The organism is Micromonospora antibiotica (assembly GCF_017599305.1).
In the GTDB taxonomy this organism is placed as follows: domain Bacteria; phylum Actinomycetota; class Actinomycetes; order Mycobacteriales; family Micromonosporaceae; genus Micromonospora; species Micromonospora antibiotica.
Map to the genome: position 1 here is coordinate 14659 of NZ_JAGFWR010000033.1, position 14872 is coordinate 29530.

Consider the following 14872-nt stretch of genomic DNA (forward strand, 5'->3'; position numbering starts at 1 on the left):
CCCGAGAACCGGACCCGGAGGACCCGATGGTGGCACCACCGCACGCCCCGCACCCACTGCTGACGGTCGACGATCTCGTCGTCTCGTTCGACGGCCCGCTCGGCACCTACCGTGCGCTCAACGGTGTCTCGTTCTCCGTCGGCGCGGGCGAGACACTGGCCATCCTGGGGGAGTCCGGGTCCGGCAAGTCGGTCACCGTCCGCGCGGTGATGGCGCTGCTGCCCCGGCACAGCGCGACGATCGAACGCGGCACCATCCGGTACGACGGCGAGGAACTCTCCGCGCTGCCGGTACGGCGTACCCGCGAGCTGTCCGCCACCGAGATGGCGATGGTCTTCCAGGACTCGTTGACCGCGCTCAACCCGGTCGTGCGGGTCGGTCAGCAGATCGCCGAACTGTTCCGGGTCCGGCAGCGCACCTCGCGCCGGGAGGCCTGGCGGCGCGCGGTGGCCGGCCTGGAGCGGGTCGGCATCCCGAACGCGGCCCGCCGGGCGCACGACTATCCCCACCAGTTCTCCGGCGGGATGCGGCAGCGGGTGGTGATCGCGATGGCCCTCGCCCTGCGACCCCGGCTGCTCATCGCCGACGAGCCGACCACCGCCCTGGACGTGACCGTCCAGGCGCAGATCATGGACCTGCTACGCGAACTGCGCGAGGCCGACGGGATGGCGATGATCCTCATCACTCACGACCTCGGGGTGGTCGCCGACGTGGCCGACCGGGTCGCGGTCATGTACGCCGGCACGGTCGTCGAGTCGGGTCCGCTGCGCACCGTGTACGACGCCCCGGCCCACCCGTACACCCGGGGGTTGATGGCCTCGGTGCCCGCACCGGACCGCCCCGGCGAGCGGCTGACCCCGATCGAGGGGATGCCGCCCTCGCCGCTGGCGACGCCCGCCGGTTGCCCGTTCCACCCCCGGTGCCCCGTCGCCCGGGCGGACTGCCGCACCGACCGGCCGGCGCTGCGGGTCGTCGCCGCCGGCCACGAGGCGGCCTGCCACTACGCCGAGGAGGTGATGGCCGGTGTCGACGTCCGAGGCGCGGCTTGAGGTCAGGCAGCTACGGGTCAGCTATCCCGCCCGGGGCGGCCTGCTGCGCCGGGCGGCGGAGGTGCACGCCGTGGAACGGCTCAGCCTGACCGTCACCACCGGCCGTACCCTGGGGCTGGTCGGCGAGTCCGGCTGCGGCAAGTCGACCCTGGCCCGGGCCATCGTCGGCCTGCGCCGACCCACCGGCGGCGAGATCTGGTACGCCGGCGAACGGGTCGACGACGCCGACGCGGCCCGCCGACGCCGGCTGACCACCCAGATCCAGATGGTCTACCAGGACCCGTACTCGTCGTTGAACCCGCGCAAGAAGGTGTCCTTCATCGTCACCGAGGGCTGGCGGGTGCACCGCGGTCAGGTGCCGCGCGACCAGTGGACGGACCGGACGGCCGAGCTGCTGGCCCGGGTCGGGCTCGCCGCCGAACTGGCCGACCGCTATCCGCACCAGTTGTCCGGTGGCCAACGCCAACGGGTCGGCATCGCCCGCGCCCTGGCCATGTCGCCGCGGATCCTGGTCTGCGACGAGCCGGTGAGCGCGCTGGACGTGTCGGTCCAGGCGCAGACCCTCAACCTGCTCGCCGACCTGCGCGCGGACCTGGGCCTGGGCTACCTGTTCATCGCGCACGACCTGTCGGTCGTCCGGCACATCAGCGACGACCTCGCGGTGATGTACCTGGGCCGGATCGTGGAGACCGGACCGGCCGCGACGGTGTACGGGGCCCCGGCCCACCCGTACACCCGGGCGCTGATCTCGGCGGCCCCGGTACCCCGTCCATGGGCGGCGCCACCGGCGGAGCGGATCCTGCTCACCGGCGAGGTGCCGTCGCCGGCCTCGCCGCCGTCCGGTTGCCGGTTCCGGACCCGGTGCGGGCTCGCCCAGCCGCGTTGCGCCGAGGTCGAACCGGAACTCCGCCCGGTCGCCGGGCGCGAGGTCGCCTGCCACTACGCCGAGTCCAGCCTGGCCGGTGGCGGGCCACCGGTCACGGCGGTGACCCGATGAGCGGCACCAGTCCCGTGCGGGTCGGCGTCGACCTCGGCCAGGGCGGCTGCCGGGCGGTGGCCCGGTACGGCCGGTCCACCGGACACGCCGCGACCCCGGGGTTCTGGACCGGGGACACCGACGCCCGGATCGCCGACGCGGTGGCCGGCGCGCTGGCCGACCTGGGCCCGGTGCCCGACGCCCCGGTGCTGGTCGGAGTCGGCATGACCGGTCTCAACGGCCAGCCGCCGGCGGTCGCCGCACTGGCCGCCCGGCTGGGTGCCCTGGGCCGGCACGGCCGCCTGCGGGTCACCGACGACAGCGTGACCGCATACCTGGGCGCGCTCGGTCCGGTCCCCGGTGCGGTCGTGGCCGCCGGCACCGGGACGGTGGTCCTCGCCGCCGACGCCACGGGCCGTACCGCCCGGGCCGACGGCTGGGGTGCCGACCTCGGCGACCGGGGGTCGGGCCACTGGATCGGCCGTACCGCGATCCGGCTCGCACTACGGGACCGGGACCGGGACCGGACCGCACCCGGCCCGTTGGCCGACGCGGTGGACACCGCCTGGGGGCCGGTCGAGACGCTGCCGGCCCGTTGGCGCGACGACCCACCCACCCCGGAACGGATAGCGGGCTTCGCCGGCACGGTCGCCGAACTGGCCCGCGCCGGTGACGACGGTGCCCGACGGATCTGGTGCCGGGCCGGTGAGCTGCTCGCCGAGTCGGCGGTCGGGGCGCTGCACCGGATCGGGCTCGGCACGACCCCGGTGCCGGTCGCCGGGACCGGCGGAGTCTTCCGCGCCGAGGACCTGCTGTGGCCGTCGTTCACCGCGGCCCTACGGGCCGGGGCCCCCGCCGCCCGGCCGGTACCGGCCGCCGGGGACCCGCTCGCCGGCGCGCTGGCCCTGACCGACGGGCCGGGCGTCCCTTCCCCGTTTTCCGGACTCATCGTCCAGATCGACATCGAAGCAAAGGCAGAACACCGATGAACGTGGCCGACGCCATCCGTGGACGCCTGGTCGTCTCGTGCCAGGCCCAGGGCCCCAGCCCGTTCACGGACACCGGGCACATGATGGCGATGGCGGCTGCGGCCGTACTCGGCGGGGCCGCCGGTCTGCGTGGCCAGGGAGTGGCCCACGTGCGGGGCATGGTCGACCTCGGGGTGCCGGTGGTCGGACTGGTCAAGCGGAGCACCCCCGGCAGCCCGGTCTACATCACCCCGGGCGAGGCCGACGTGACCGCACTGACCCGGGCCGGGGCGCAGATCGTCGCCGCCGACGCCACCGGTCGACCCCGGCCCGGCGGGGAGAAACTGGCCGACCTCGTCGCGGCGGCCCACACCGGCGGAGCCCTGTTCATGGCCGACGTCGACAGCCTGGACGCCGCCCTGGCCGCCGTCGATGCCGGTGCCGACCTGGTCGGCACGACGCTGTCCGGCTACACCGCCGGCCCGGTGCCGGACGGGCCGGACATCGCCCTGGTGGGCGAGCTCAGTCGACATTGTCCCGTTCCGGTCATCGCGGAGGGGCGATACCGTACCCGTACCCAGGTCTCGGCGGCGTTCGACGAGGGTGCGTGGGCAGTCGTCGTCGGCACCGCCATCTCGGACCCGGTCAACACCACGCGCAGGTTCGCGCAGGCCTGCCCGCATCCCCGGTTGGATTCGTGATGACCACCAAACTGAGCCAGATCCGTACCGAACTCCGGCACCGCGTCGCGGGCCTGCCGGCGCACTCGGCGCTGCCCCGCGAGCGGGACCTCGCCGAGGAGTTGGGCGTGAGCCGGACGACACTGCGCCAGGCGCTGCGTGAACTGCTCGACGCCGGCCTGGTCTACACCATCCGTGGCCAGGGCACCTTCGTCTCCGACACCCGGATCGCCAAGGGCACCAGCCTCAGCGGGTTCACCGAGGACATGCTGGCCCGTGGCCTGCTGCCGAGCAGCAAGCTGATCGAGGCGGACGCGATGGTCGCCCGCGACGCGGCGGCCACCGACCTCGGCCTGCCCGAGGGGTCACTGCTCTACCGGGTGGAGCGGCTGCGGCTGGCCGACGGCTCGCCGATGTGCCTGGAAGAGGTGCACCTGCCGGCCGACCTGTTCCCCGGGCTGCTCGTGGAGAACCTCGACAACGGGCTCTACGAGACCATGAAGGACCGCTACCACATCCAGGTCACCGTGGCCCAGCAGATGATCGCCGCCGTCGTGCCGTCCCGGCGGCAGTGTGAACTGCTGGAGATCCCGCCCTCGGCGGCCCTGCTGGAGGTGCGCCGGATCGGCTACGACGGACGGGGCCGGGCCGTCGAACGCGCGGTGTCGCTCTACCGGGGCGACCGCTACCACTTCTCCCTGACCGCACGACGAGGCGAGGCCGACTGATGTCCACCACCACGGCTGAGGAGCACACCGACGTCCTGGTCGTCGGCGGGGGCGTGGGCGGGATCGCCGCCGCGCTGGCCGCCTGCGAGGGCGGCGCCCGGGTCACCGTCGTCGAGCCGTACGGGTGGATCGGCGGGCAGCTCACCTCGCAGGCGGTGCCGCCCGACGAGCACCCCTGGATCGAGACACACGGCTCGACGGCCAGCTACCGGCGGTTCCGGCAGGCGGTGCGCGAGCACTACCGGAACTGGTATCCGCTGGCATCCGACGGGTCGGCCCGACCGGTCAACCCGGGTAACGGCTGGGTCAGCCCGCTGTGTCACGAACCCCGGGTGGCGCTGGCCGTGCTCCAGGCCATGATCGCCCCCTGGCGCGCGGCGGGGCGGCTCACCGTGCACACCCGGGCGCAGGTCGAGCGGGCCCACACCGACGGGGACACGGTGACCGCCCTGGCCGTCCGACTCGCCGACGGCACCGTCCGCCACATCGGTGCCAGCCTGGTCCTGGAGGCCAGCGAGACCGGTGAGCTGCTGGCCCTGGCCGGCATCGAGCACCGCACCGGCACCGAGTCGCAGACGCAGACCGGCGAACCGAGCGCCCCGGACCGGCCCGCTCCGCTGAACATGCAGGCCGCCACGGTCTGCTTCGCCCTCGAACACGTCGACGGCGACCACACGGTGGACCGGCCGGCCGACTACGACCACTGGCGGACCCGCACGGCACCCGGCTGGCCCGGTCCGCTGTTCAGCTGGGCCTACCCCGATCCGCGGACCGGCCGACCGGTCACCGGTCGCTTCACCCCGAACCCCCGGTCGACGGCGGCGTCGATGGAGGAGGGGCTGGTCGCGCCGGAGCTGTGGACGTACCGGCGGATCCTCGACCGGCAGGCGTTCCGGCCCGGCCTGTTCCGCAGCGACGTGACGCTGGTCAACTGGCCGATGAACGACTATCTCGACGGGCCGTTGTTCGACGTACCGGACGCCGCGCGGCACGTCCGGCGGGCCAGGGAAGCCAGCCGTGCCTTCCTGTACTGGTTGCAGACCGAGGCGCCCCGCCCGGACGGCGGCACCGGCTACCCCGGTCTGCGGCTGCGCCCGGACGTGACGGGCACCGTCGACGGCTTCGCGCAGGCACCGTACATCCGGGAGTCCCGCCGCCTGGTGGCGCTGACCACGCCGACCGAGCAGGACCTGTCGGTCGCGGTACGCGGAGCCGCCGGTGCGGTCGGCTACCCCGACACGGTCGGCACCGGTCACTACCGCATCGACCTGCACCCGACGACCGGCGGCGACGGCTACCTCGACGTGGCGGCGCACCCGTTCGAGATCCCCCTCGGCGCGTTGCTGCCCACACGCGTCACCAACGTGATCGCCGCCGGCAAGGCCGTCGGCACCACCCACATCACCAACGGCTGTTACCGGGTGCACCCGGCCGAGTGGTCGATCGGGGAGGCCGCCGGCGCGCTGGCCGCGTACTGCCTGGACCGGCAGACCTCGCCGCACGGGGTCCGCGACAGTGCCAAGTCGCTTGAGGATTTCCAGGCCGAGCTGGCGCGGCGGGGGGTCGACCTGCACTGGCCGACGGCCACGGCGGCAGCCCTGGGACCGGCGGGCGGCGGACCGCTGCCGAGCTGACCCGGACGCCCCGGACCGGAAGCGGGGAGCGGGACCAGCCCCGACCGCCGCCCTGCCGGGGAGCGGCCCCGACCGGTTCGTCGCCGACCCGGCATCGCCGACCGTCCAGCCGCCTGACGTTCCACGACCGCCGTCAGTCGGCGGCCACGACTATACTTCGCGTATGGCCACCTACTCTCCGTTGATATATGGCTCGGCCTGAGCGGCCACTTCCCGCCGACGGAGGCCCGATCGTTGAGTTCGCACAGGATTTGCGACTCCTACGGGAGAAGGCAGGATCACCGAAGTACCTGTTGATGGCACGGCGGACGGGCCGGTCGCGTACCGCGTTGGCTGAAGCGGCCGGCGGTGATCACCTCCCCAGCTGGGACACCGTCCGGGCGTTCGTGGAAGCGTGTGGCGGCGATCCGATGGAGTGGTTGCCGAGATGGGAACACCTGCGGGCGGTGGCGCGGGAAGACCGGGTGAATCCCACCGCTGCCACCACAGAAGCACCGCCACCGGGGGTGCCGTCGGTGTCTGCGGACGATGTCGCCATCCTGCTTCGCCTCTGGCAGGAGCAGCGTGATCAGGCCCGCCAGAGCGAGAACCACCGGGCGATCGTCAGCATCATGATTGCGTTGATCTGCGCCGCCGCGGGCATTGCCGGGGCCGGTGCCGGCCCCGCACCCGTGCCGGCCCTGTTCGCTCTCACGGTCGTGGTGCTCGCACTTGTCGGAGCGCTGAGCAGTCACAAGTACTACGAGCGGCACCAGATGCACATGAACGAGGCGCACCGGTTACGTCAGCAACTCGACCGACTTCGTCCGCACCTACGCATCGAAAGCACCTGGAGTAGTTCTCGCGCCGAGCACGCCACCCGCTATCCGCTGGTGTACCGCATGCGGTTGCACCATCTCTGGGTGATCATTCACCTGGCTCTCGCGCTCATGGGTGTCGTGCTCCTGGCCCGCGTCGTCCTGCCGGGCCAGCCATGACGCCGGACGCGCCGCTGTTCGATCCACTGCTCACCGTGGACCTCTCGCATTTTGAGCTGCGTCCGCTGCACCTCGGCATACTCTTCGGTGCATTCGGCATCGACACCCGCGCCAAGTTCCACATCATCTCGTCGACGTTCGAGGTGGGCCGGGACCTGCTTGCCCCGCTCATGGTGAAGGCGGCGGTCGACATCCTTCCTCATCTGCAGTCTCTGGTGCAGCGCGATCGGCGCACCCGGATCGTGTTCGCCGGCCGTGACTCGTTCGGCCTCGGCTATGTCATCAGCGCCATCGACCCGGGGTTCAGCGCCGACCACTGCCGAAGCCTCTACCTCACCCGGACGATCGTGGACGCGGCGTTGACCGATCTTGAGCGGCAGGGGCGATCCTTCGCGGAGATCGAGTTGTTCCGCAAGCGAGGAACCGGCGCACCCGACGAGAGAGCATGGCGGCACCTGCGGGACTACCTGGAAGCCAGTGATCTGCGGCTGGAGACGGCACCCGGACCGGTCGTCATCGTGGACACCGGCTACAAGGGCAGCATTCAGGAAATGCTGGCGGCGGCCTATCCCGACGTGCCCTTCACCGGCCACTACGTTTTCTACTCGGCCGCCCCGGGCGATCCGCACGGGTCATCGAAGCGTGGTCACATCTTCGATGCCGGCACCGGTCCGGCTCGCGGCGGTCGAGCCCTCCGGGATGAGCTACCGCATGATCCATCGCTTACCTTCGCCCATCACGAGGCGATCGTCGCCGTGGAAGAGCTACTGCAGGGCAGCCAGCTCAGCCCGACCGCCATTGACCCCACCGGGCGTCCGCGACTGCGTCGGGCCAGACGGACGGGCGAGCCGTACGAAGGACTGAATCCGGTCCTCATCGGTGAGGAGTTCACCGATCCGATCCTCCGCGAGGGGGTGCTCGCGTTCAACGTTCTCGCGGTCAGCCGCCTGGCCCGTCGAGTCGCCGTACACATCGATCCGTCCGTCGATGGTTGGCACCGCACCGCCGCCGCCAGTGTCTGGTACCAGGAGTTGACGCGCCAAGTCGAGCGACTACGCGACAACCTGCGGGGCTGGATCTCCCGTGATGCGCGGGGGGAGGCTCATCCGGTGCTTCGCCGGATGCTCGACAGCTTCGTCCACCGCGGCGACCGCCACCTGGTCCGCGCGCTGGACGAGAGGATCCGAGAGTGGCCGGTCGAGCGGCAGGCGCAGATCTGGGTCGCATTCGACCGATGTCCCACCCTCGCTGCCAAGAGCGCCTTCCGACCTGACGGGGTGCGAGTGGACACCGTCGAGATACCTCCCGTCCTGGTTCGCCGCGACCGTGCCGTCGCCGCGCTGCGGTCAGCTGCCCCCGCCATCACGGTGGCGCAGGCTCATCGCGTCGCCAGGGCGCTGACCGACGACCTCGAAGCGGCCAGACAGGCCGGTGTGACGCTGGCTGACACGCGGCTGCCGGTCGACGTGTACCTCGATGCCTACCACGCACATGCCGAGAAACTCCTGGAGTCGGATCTCCGGGCCGTGAGCCGGCTTCCGCTCCTCGTGACCCGCCACCTCGCCGGGAGTCGTGGTGGCTGACCGGCGGCTCTCGGCGATCCGGGTTCGAGGTGGGCGGGATCAGCAGGTGGGGGCCACGCCGAGGAGCGACGCGGCCCCACTGCCCGGATCAGCTGCAGCTGCTGCCGTTCGAGATCACGTAGAAGTGGTCGATCTTGTCGTTGGCGCGGGCATCGAGCGAAGCGAGGCTGGTGTTCTGGGCGACACTCAGGACCGTGTCGTCACCGGGGAAGCCGTTGTTGACCCCGCACCACCGCTTCGACGTGTTGTTGATCACCGAGCTGATGACGTCGTGCGTGCCCGCGTCCACGCTTCCCGAGGAGGCGGTGGAGTCGAGGACCTTGGTCCCGTTGTAGCTGGTGCCGGAGAAGGCGCAGAAGTGGCCGGACGAGCACGTGCCGGCCGCCATGGCGGGGGAGCCGACCACGACGGTCGTCGCGGCGACGGCAACCGTCACGACGAGCCCGGCGGTGAGCCTGTTGAACATGGTGATCTCCAGGGGTAGGGCGAACGAGGAGGCCTGGTGGCCCTCCGCATTCGTACCGTGCTGGCCTGCAGGTACTGTCGGCGACGGTCTATCGCGGCGGCGACGGTCAATCCGGCCGACGGTGCGGGAGGGGACGGTCTGCCGATGCCGCAACGCGCAGCGGAGGGGCCGGCTACGCCAGCGGAGCTGATCCGGTCGGAGTGGACTCGACAGGCTCGGCCGGCACCCGTGGTCAGGCTCGACCCGGCTCAGGTCGGTCGTCGCGGCGGACCCCCTCAGCGGTGACGGCAAACCGGCTGTCCGTCAGGGCGCTGCACGGGCACGGCGTCGACGGCGGCAGCGGTGCCTTGGAGCCACGGTCGGCCGTTCACCCAGCACCGGGAGCCGCACCGACCCGCGGCGTACCGCTGGTCGTCGGGGAGACGCCTCGGCGCGAGGACGCGGCGGTCATCCGCCGGATCGTCCTCGCGCCGTCAGGACTGCTGCCACCGTCGCGTCAGGGCCGGTGGTGGTCCCTGACCTGTCCTGGACGGGCGGCCCGCGCCCGTCCAGGACAGGTGGTGTTCAGGAGGCGGTGCAGACCGGGGTCAGGCCGGTGGCGGACCCGGTGCCCTGGAAGCCGAACTCCGTGTACTGGCCGGCGGCGACCGAGCCGTTGTAGTTGACGTTGCTGAACTGGACGCTGCCGCTGGTGCCGGTGCGCTCGGCGCTCCACACGTTGGTGATCGCGGCGCCCGACGGCAGGGTGAGCTGGACGTTCCAGCCCTGGATCGGCGCGCTGCCGGCGGTGACCCGGACGGTGGCGACGAAGCCGCCGGTCCAGGAGTTCAACGACACCGTGGCCGTGCAGCCGTTCGTCGGCGGCGGCGTGGTCGGCGGGGGAGTCGTCGGCGGCGGCGTGGTCGGCGGCGGCGTCGTCGGCGGCGGGGTGGTGGGCGGCGGCGTGGTGGGGGGCGGCGTGGTCGGCGGCGGCGTGGTGGTCGGCGGGGTGGTGGTCCGGCCCTTGTTCAGTTCGTCGAGGACGGCGTAGTACGCCGCCTTCTTCTGGTAGTTGCCGTTGCCACCGGTGAACAGCAGGCCCCGCTCGGAGGAACGCCACGACTCGCTGTCGGAGATGCCCCAGACGGTGATGCCGGTGCACTTCGCGACGTTCAGGCAGGCCCGGACGACCTTGCGGTAGTTGTCCGCCTGGCCGGCGCCGATGTCGTTGTTGCTCAGGTCGTCGTCGATGTCGACCTCGGACAGGTGCACCTCGACGCCGAGGTCGGCGAAGCGCTGGATGTTGGCCTGCAGGTCGTTGCTGATAATGCTGTTCGGGTTGTCGTTGAAGTGCGACTGGAACCCGACGCAGTCGATGTACTGCCGGTAGGTGCGGACGATGTCGTACAGCGCGTTGGCCTTGCGGTTCGGGCCACCGCCCTTGACGGTCAGCCCCTCGACGTCGTAGTCGTTGATGCAGAGCTTGGTGGAGTAGCCACCGGCCTGCACGACCTGCTTGGCCCGGATGAACGAGTCCCGGATGACGTCGGTGTCGCCGGCGTCGAAGAAGTCGCCGTCACCGTTGGCGTCCCGGTTCATGGTGTGCGGCCACTGGTTGCGGCGGCGACCGGTGTTGTTGTCCTCCAGCGACTCGTTGACCACGTCCCAGTAGGCGATCTTGCTGCCCCAGCGGTTGATGGCGTTGCCGATGAAGGTGTTCAGCGTGCTCTGGCTGGCCCCCTGCAGCGCGCCGGCCTGCGAGTGCCACACCAGCGTGTGCCCCCGAACCACCATGCCGTTGCTCTGCGCGTGGTTGACCAGCTGGTCCGCGCCGCTGGTGTTCTGCAGCCCACCGCTCGACGTGGCGATCCGGTCGGGCTTCATGTCGTTCTCGGGGGTCAGCTGGCCGAATTCCTGACTGAGGATCGGGTAGAGCCGGTTCGGTGAGGACGCGGTGCCGAAGAACAGCCCGGCCTTGGCCGCCGCGGCCCGCAGCGTGGTCTCGGCGGCGACGGCCGGGGTGCCGGACTGGACCGCCACCGCGCCGCCGACCAGCAACATCACCGCCGCCGGCAAGGCCGTTCTGCTCACTATCCTGCGTCGCCTCAGGCTGCTGCCCACGGACCCTCCTCGTTACATGACGTCAATAATTGATGCATGTGTATGCCCATCGAAGGGTCAGTATCGATAGCGCTCTACCGTACTGTCAACAACTTTCGGAAATGTTCCGGAAACCTCGCCGGGTGGGCTGACCTGGCGCAAGTCGGATTCGCGCAGGTGGACGCGCCGGGACGCGGAGTGGTTGGCCGGAAGACACCCGGTTCCGTCCGCCGTCCGGCGGACGGACGCCGAAACATTCGAAATTCGGGGCCGGACGGCCGAAAAAGGCGCTGGACAGGCCGCCGGCCGGTGGATAGGTTGCCGCTGCCCGTGACGCAGCCCGAGGAGGTGAGACCCATGAACGCCGTACCCACGTGGGTGCTCCCCCTGCCCGTCGCGGTCGGACGACCGACGTAACCGTCGCCCGGGAGCGCCCCACCCACCAGGCTCTCCCGGAAGGCGCTTCCCGTGCACCAGTCGCCGCTCGCCACCACCCCGCCCACCGCAGCGGTCGGGCCCGCACCAGGTTTCCCGGCCCCTGCCGGCCGGCCACCCCACGACACCGACGTGATCATCGTCGGCTGCGGCCCGACCGGGGCGATGCTCGCCGCCGAACTACGCCTGCACGACGTGCGGGTCCTCGTCCTGGAACGGGAGACCGAGCCCACCTCGATGGTGCGGATCGTCGGCCTGCACGTCCGCAGCATCGAACTGATGGCGATGCGCGGCCTGCTCGACCGTCTGCACGAACACGGCCGGCGACGACCCGCCGCCGGCTTCTTCGCCGCCATCGCCGCGCCCCCGCCCCCCGGACTGGACACCGCCCACCCCTACCTGCTGGGCATCCCGCAGCCGGTCGTCGTGCGGCTGCTCGAAGAGCACGCGACCGACCTGGGGGCGCAGGTCCGCCACGGCACGCCGGTGGTGGGCCTCGACCAGGACGACGACGGGGTGACCGCCACGCTGGCCGACGGGCACCGGTTGCGGGCCCGCTACCTCGTCGGCTGCGACGGCGGGCGCAGCACCGTGCGCAAGCTGCTCGGCGTCGCCTTCCCCGGCGAGCCGACGCGGAACGAGACCCTGATGGGGGAGGTGGCGGTCGGCAGGTCGCCCGAGGAGATCGCGGCCACACTGGCCGGGCTCGGGGAGGTCGACAGACGCTTCAGTCTGACCCCCTTCGGCGGCGGGTCCTGCCGCGTCGTCGTCCCCGCCGCCGGGGTCACCGACCGTGCCGTACCGCCCACCATCGACGAGGTCCGGCAGCAGTTGCGCGCCGTCGCCGGCACCGACTTCGGGGTGCACTCGCCACGCTGGCTGTCCCGCTTCGGCGACGCCACCCGGCTGGCCGACGCGTACCGGGTGGGACGGGTGCTGCTGGCCGGCGACGCGGCGCACATCCATCCGCCCATCGGTGGGCAGGGCCTCAACCTCGGCATACAGGACGCGGTCAACCTCGGCTGGAAGCTGGCCGCCCAGGTCCGGGGCTGGGCACCGGCCACCCTGCTGGACACCTACCAGGACGAACGCCGTCCGGTCGCCGTGGACGTGCTGGACAACACCCGCGCCCAGACGGAACTGCTCTCCGACGGACCGGGCGCGCGGGCCGTACGTCGGCTGCTCACCGAACTGGTGGCCTTCGACGCGGTGAACCGCCACCTGACCGAGAAGATCACCGCGATCGGCGTCCGCTACGACCTCGGCCCGGGACCCGACCTGCTCGGCCGGCGGCTGCGTGACCTCGACCTGCGTCGGGGTCGCCTCTACGACCGGCTGCGCCACGGCCGGGGCCTGCTGCTGGACCGCACCGGCCGGCTCGGCGTCGCCGGCTGGACCGACCGGGTCGACCACCTCACCGACCCCACGGTGGACCTGGCCGCCCCGGGCGTCCTGCTGCGCCCGGACGGTCACGTCGCCTGGGCCGGCGACGACCAACAGGACCTGGACGGTCACCTGACCCGTTGGTTCGGCCGACCCGCCACCTGAGCACGACCGCCGACCGGGACCGCACCGCCCGGTCGGCGGGTGTCATGCCGGGAACCCACCGGGGGTACGCCCGGACGGTCGGGGCGGTCGACCGAGTAGGAATACTCAGGTACCCACCGCATCCGGCCTCAAGACCCGACGCGGGGACCCGGACAGAGTGGTCGGCATGGCCGAGCTACCGCACCGACCCGTCGTCCTGCGTACCGTCGAATCGCCGTTGCCGGCCGTGGTGGCGCACGGCCGGCAGGTCGGCCTGGGGGCCCTCGGCCGCGCGGTGGCCGCGCTGGCCCGGCTCGCCGCCCGACACCCCGCCGGCTGGCGCTGGGTCGCGCGCCGGCACCACCCGGCACTGGACGGGCTGGCCGCCGCGCACGCCCGGGCGGTGTGCGCGCGGGCCGCCCGGCAGGTCCCCGCCTACCGCGCCTTCCTGCAAGCCCGCCCGGCGGGCGTGCGCCGCCGGCTCGTCGACTTCCCGGAAACCGACAAGGCCAGCTACGTCGTCGCCCACGACGCCGCCGCGCGCTGCCGGCACGGGCGGCTGCCCACCCGGGGGGTGGTGGTCGACGAGTCGGCCGGCTCGGCCGGGCAGCCGTTCAACTGGCCCCGCAGCGACCGGGAACTGCGCGCCGTGCACCGCGACATCGCCGGCTACACCGGACTGGTCTTCCCGATGCGCCGACCCTTCGTCATCAACGCCTACTCGATGGGAGCCTGGGCGACCGGGACGACCACCGGCGCGGCGATGGCCCGGATCGCGGTGGTGAAGAACACCGGCCCCGACCTCGGCAAGATCATCGACACCCTGCGGGAGTTCGGCCCCGACTTCGACTACCTGGTGACCGCCTACCCGCCGTTCCTCAAGCACCTGCGGGACCGGCTCGACGCCGAGGGCTTCCCCTGGTCGCGCTACCGGGTCTCCGCCAGCTGCGGCGGCGAGGGGATGACCGAGGCGCTGCGCGACTACCTGGAGCAACGCTTCACCCTCGTCCGGTCCGCGTACGGGGCGTCGGACCTGAGCATCGGCATCGGCGCGGAGACCCGGTTCACCGTGTGGCTGCGCAGGCGGTTGCAGACCGACCGGGGGCTGCGGACGGCGCTGCTCGGCACCGACGAGCAACGGCTGCCGATGGTGTTCCAGTACAACCCGTTCGCCACCTACCTGGAGACCAACGAGCGACGGGAACTGGTCTGCACCGTCACCGGCGGCGACGTGCTCCAACCCCGGCTGCGGTACAACGTCGGGGACGAGGCGCTGCTCGTGTCGTACCGGCGGGTCGTCGAGCTGGTCTGCGCCGACCCGGTACGCCGGGCCGAACTGCGCACCGCGGTCTCCGCCGAGCGGATGACGCTGCCGCTGCTGCTGCTCTTCGGGCGCAGCGACTCCACCATCTCCTACCTCGGCGCGAACCTCTACCCGCAGGACGTCGAGTACGGCCTCTACGTCGGCAACCCGTACGCCGCCGAGATCAGCCGGTTCTGCCTCGCCCTGGTCGAGGACGCGACGCTGGAGACCCGGCCGGTCATCCACCTCGAACTGCGCCGACCGCTGGCCGACCCGCAACGCGACGCGCTCGTCGACGAGTGCCGCCTCGGCGTACGCCGGCACCTGACCTCGGTCTCCCGCGACTTCGCCCAGTCCCTGGTGGAGGACGCCACCGCCGGGGACCTGCGGGTCGAGCTGCACGAACCCGGCACCGGCCCGTTCGCCGGCCAACAGAAGATCAAGAACAGCTACCTGGTGAGGTGACC

At 72.0% G+C, this 14872-nt stretch carries 12 protein-coding genes; 10 read left to right on the forward strand and 2 right to left on the reverse strand.

Annotation, left to right across the window (positions count from 1 at the left end; all coding sequences use genetic code 11):
• The first annotated feature begins 26 nt into the window (after positions 1–26).
• From JQN83_RS30280 to JQN83_RS30315, 8 genes are all read left to right on the forward strand, one after another.
• Positions 27–1049 carry an ABC transporter ATP-binding protein gene (locus tag JQN83_RS30280; RefSeq protein ID WP_208570568.1) on the forward strand — a complete coding sequence of 341 codons (1023 nt, stop codon included), beginning with the start codon at positions 27–29 and terminating at the stop codon, positions 1047–1049.
• Positions 1024–2046, forward strand: coding sequence for an ABC transporter ATP-binding protein (locus JQN83_RS30285; protein WP_208570569.1), 1023 nt, complete (start codon positions 1024–1026; stop codon positions 2044–2046). Before JQN83_RS30280 ends, JQN83_RS30285 begins: the two co-directional genes overlap by 26 nt.
• Positions 2043–3014: an N-acetylglucosamine kinase gene (locus JQN83_RS30290; protein WP_208570570.1), complete on the forward strand. Its 972-nt coding sequence runs from the start codon at positions 2043–2045 to the stop codon at positions 3012–3014. The genes JQN83_RS30285 and JQN83_RS30290 overlap by 4 nt, the downstream gene beginning before the upstream one ends.
• Complete coding sequence (locus tag JQN83_RS30295) at positions 3011–3694, forward strand: N-acetylmannosamine-6-phosphate 2-epimerase (RefSeq protein ID WP_208570571.1); 684 nt, start codon at positions 3011–3013, stop codon at positions 3692–3694. Before JQN83_RS30290 ends, JQN83_RS30295 begins: the two co-directional genes overlap by 4 nt.
• Entirely contained in the window at positions 3694–4401 is a 708-nt protein-coding gene (locus JQN83_RS33970) for a GntR family transcriptional regulator (RefSeq protein ID WP_141723122.1), read from the forward strand. Before JQN83_RS30295 ends, JQN83_RS33970 begins: the two co-directional genes overlap by 1 nt.
• Positions 4401–6035, forward strand: a complete 1635-nt coding sequence (locus JQN83_RS30305; protein WP_208570572.1) for an FAD-dependent oxidoreductase — start codon at positions 4401–4403, stop codon at positions 6033–6035. The genes JQN83_RS33970 and JQN83_RS30305 overlap by 1 nt, the downstream gene beginning before the upstream one ends.
• 188 nt (positions 6036–6223) lie before the next feature.
• Entirely contained in the window at positions 6224–7012 is a 789-nt protein-coding gene (locus tag JQN83_RS30310; protein WP_372444179.1) for a helix-turn-helix domain-containing protein, read from the forward strand.
• The gene (locus tag JQN83_RS30315) at positions 7009–8595 is read left to right on the forward strand and encodes a hypothetical protein (RefSeq protein WP_208570574.1); all 1587 of its coding nucleotides are present in this window, start codon (positions 7009–7011) and stop codon (positions 8593–8595) included. Before JQN83_RS30310 ends, JQN83_RS30315 begins: the two co-directional genes overlap by 4 nt.
• A gap of 88 nt (positions 8596–8683) precedes the next feature.
• Here JQN83_RS30315 and JQN83_RS30320 read toward each other — a convergent pair whose 3' ends face one another.
• Together JQN83_RS30320 and JQN83_RS30325 are read right to left on the reverse strand one after the other, a co-directional pair.
• Complete coding sequence (locus JQN83_RS30320; protein ID WP_208570575.1) at positions 8684–9061, reverse strand: peptidase inhibitor family I36 protein; 378 nt, start codon at positions 9059–9061, stop codon at positions 8684–8686.
• 564 nt (positions 9062–9625) lie between these two features.
• On the reverse strand, positions 9626–11101 hold the full coding sequence (locus JQN83_RS30325) for an endo-1,4-beta-xylanase (RefSeq protein ID WP_208570614.1): 1476 nt from the start codon (positions 11099–11101) through the stop codon (positions 9626–9628).
• Between the two features lie 639 nt (positions 11102–11740).
• Here JQN83_RS30325 and JQN83_RS30330 point away from each other — a divergent pair.
• The gene (locus JQN83_RS30330) at positions 11741–13123 is read left to right on the forward strand and encodes an FAD-dependent monooxygenase (RefSeq protein WP_208570615.1); all 1383 of its coding nucleotides are present in this window, start codon (positions 11741–11743) and stop codon (positions 13121–13123) included.
• Between the two features lie 166 nt (positions 13124–13289).
• Positions 13290–14870, forward strand: a complete 1581-nt coding sequence (locus JQN83_RS30335) for a phenylacetate--CoA ligase family protein (protein ID WP_208570576.1) — start codon at positions 13290–13292, stop codon at positions 14868–14870.
• Positions 14871–14872: the final 2 nt, after the last annotated feature.

Coding starts and splice junctions, on each gene's coding strand:
- JQN83_RS30280 (WP_208570568.1), top strand. CDS start 27: ATGGTGGCACCACCGCACGCCCCGCACCCACTGCTGACGGTCGACGAT.
- JQN83_RS30290 (WP_208570570.1), top strand. CDS start 2,043: ATGAGCGGCACCAGTCCCGTGCGGGTCGGCGTCGACCTCGGCCAGGGC.
- JQN83_RS30295 (WP_208570571.1), top strand. CDS start 3,011: ATGAACGTGGCCGACGCCATCCGTGGACGCCTGGTCGTCTCGTGCCAG.
- JQN83_RS33970 (WP_141723122.1), top strand. CDS start 3,694: ATGACCACCAAACTGAGCCAGATCCGTACCGAACTCCGGCACCGCGTC.
- JQN83_RS30305 (WP_208570572.1), top strand. CDS start 4,401: ATGTCCACCACCACGGCTGAGGAGCACACCGACGTCCTGGTCGTCGGC.
- JQN83_RS30310 (WP_372444179.1), top strand. CDS start 6,224: ATGGCTCGGCCTGAGCGGCCACTTCCCGCCGACGGAGGCCCGATCGTT.
- JQN83_RS30315 (WP_208570574.1), top strand. CDS start 7,009: ATGACGCCGGACGCGCCGCTGTTCGATCCACTGCTCACCGTGGACCTC.
- JQN83_RS30320 (WP_208570575.1), bottom strand. CDS start 9,061: ATGTTCAACAGGCTCACCGCCGGGCTCGTCGTGACGGTTGCCGTCGCC.
- JQN83_RS30325 (WP_208570614.1), bottom strand. CDS start 11,101: ATGTTGCTGGTCGGCGGCGCGGTGGCGGTCCAGTCCGGCACCCCGGCC.
- JQN83_RS30330 (WP_208570615.1), top strand. CDS start 11,741: ATGCTCGCCGCCGAACTACGCCTGCACGACGTGCGGGTCCTCGTCCTG.
- JQN83_RS30335 (WP_208570576.1), top strand. CDS start 13,290: ATGGCCGAGCTACCGCACCGACCCGTCGTCCTGCGTACCGTCGAATCG.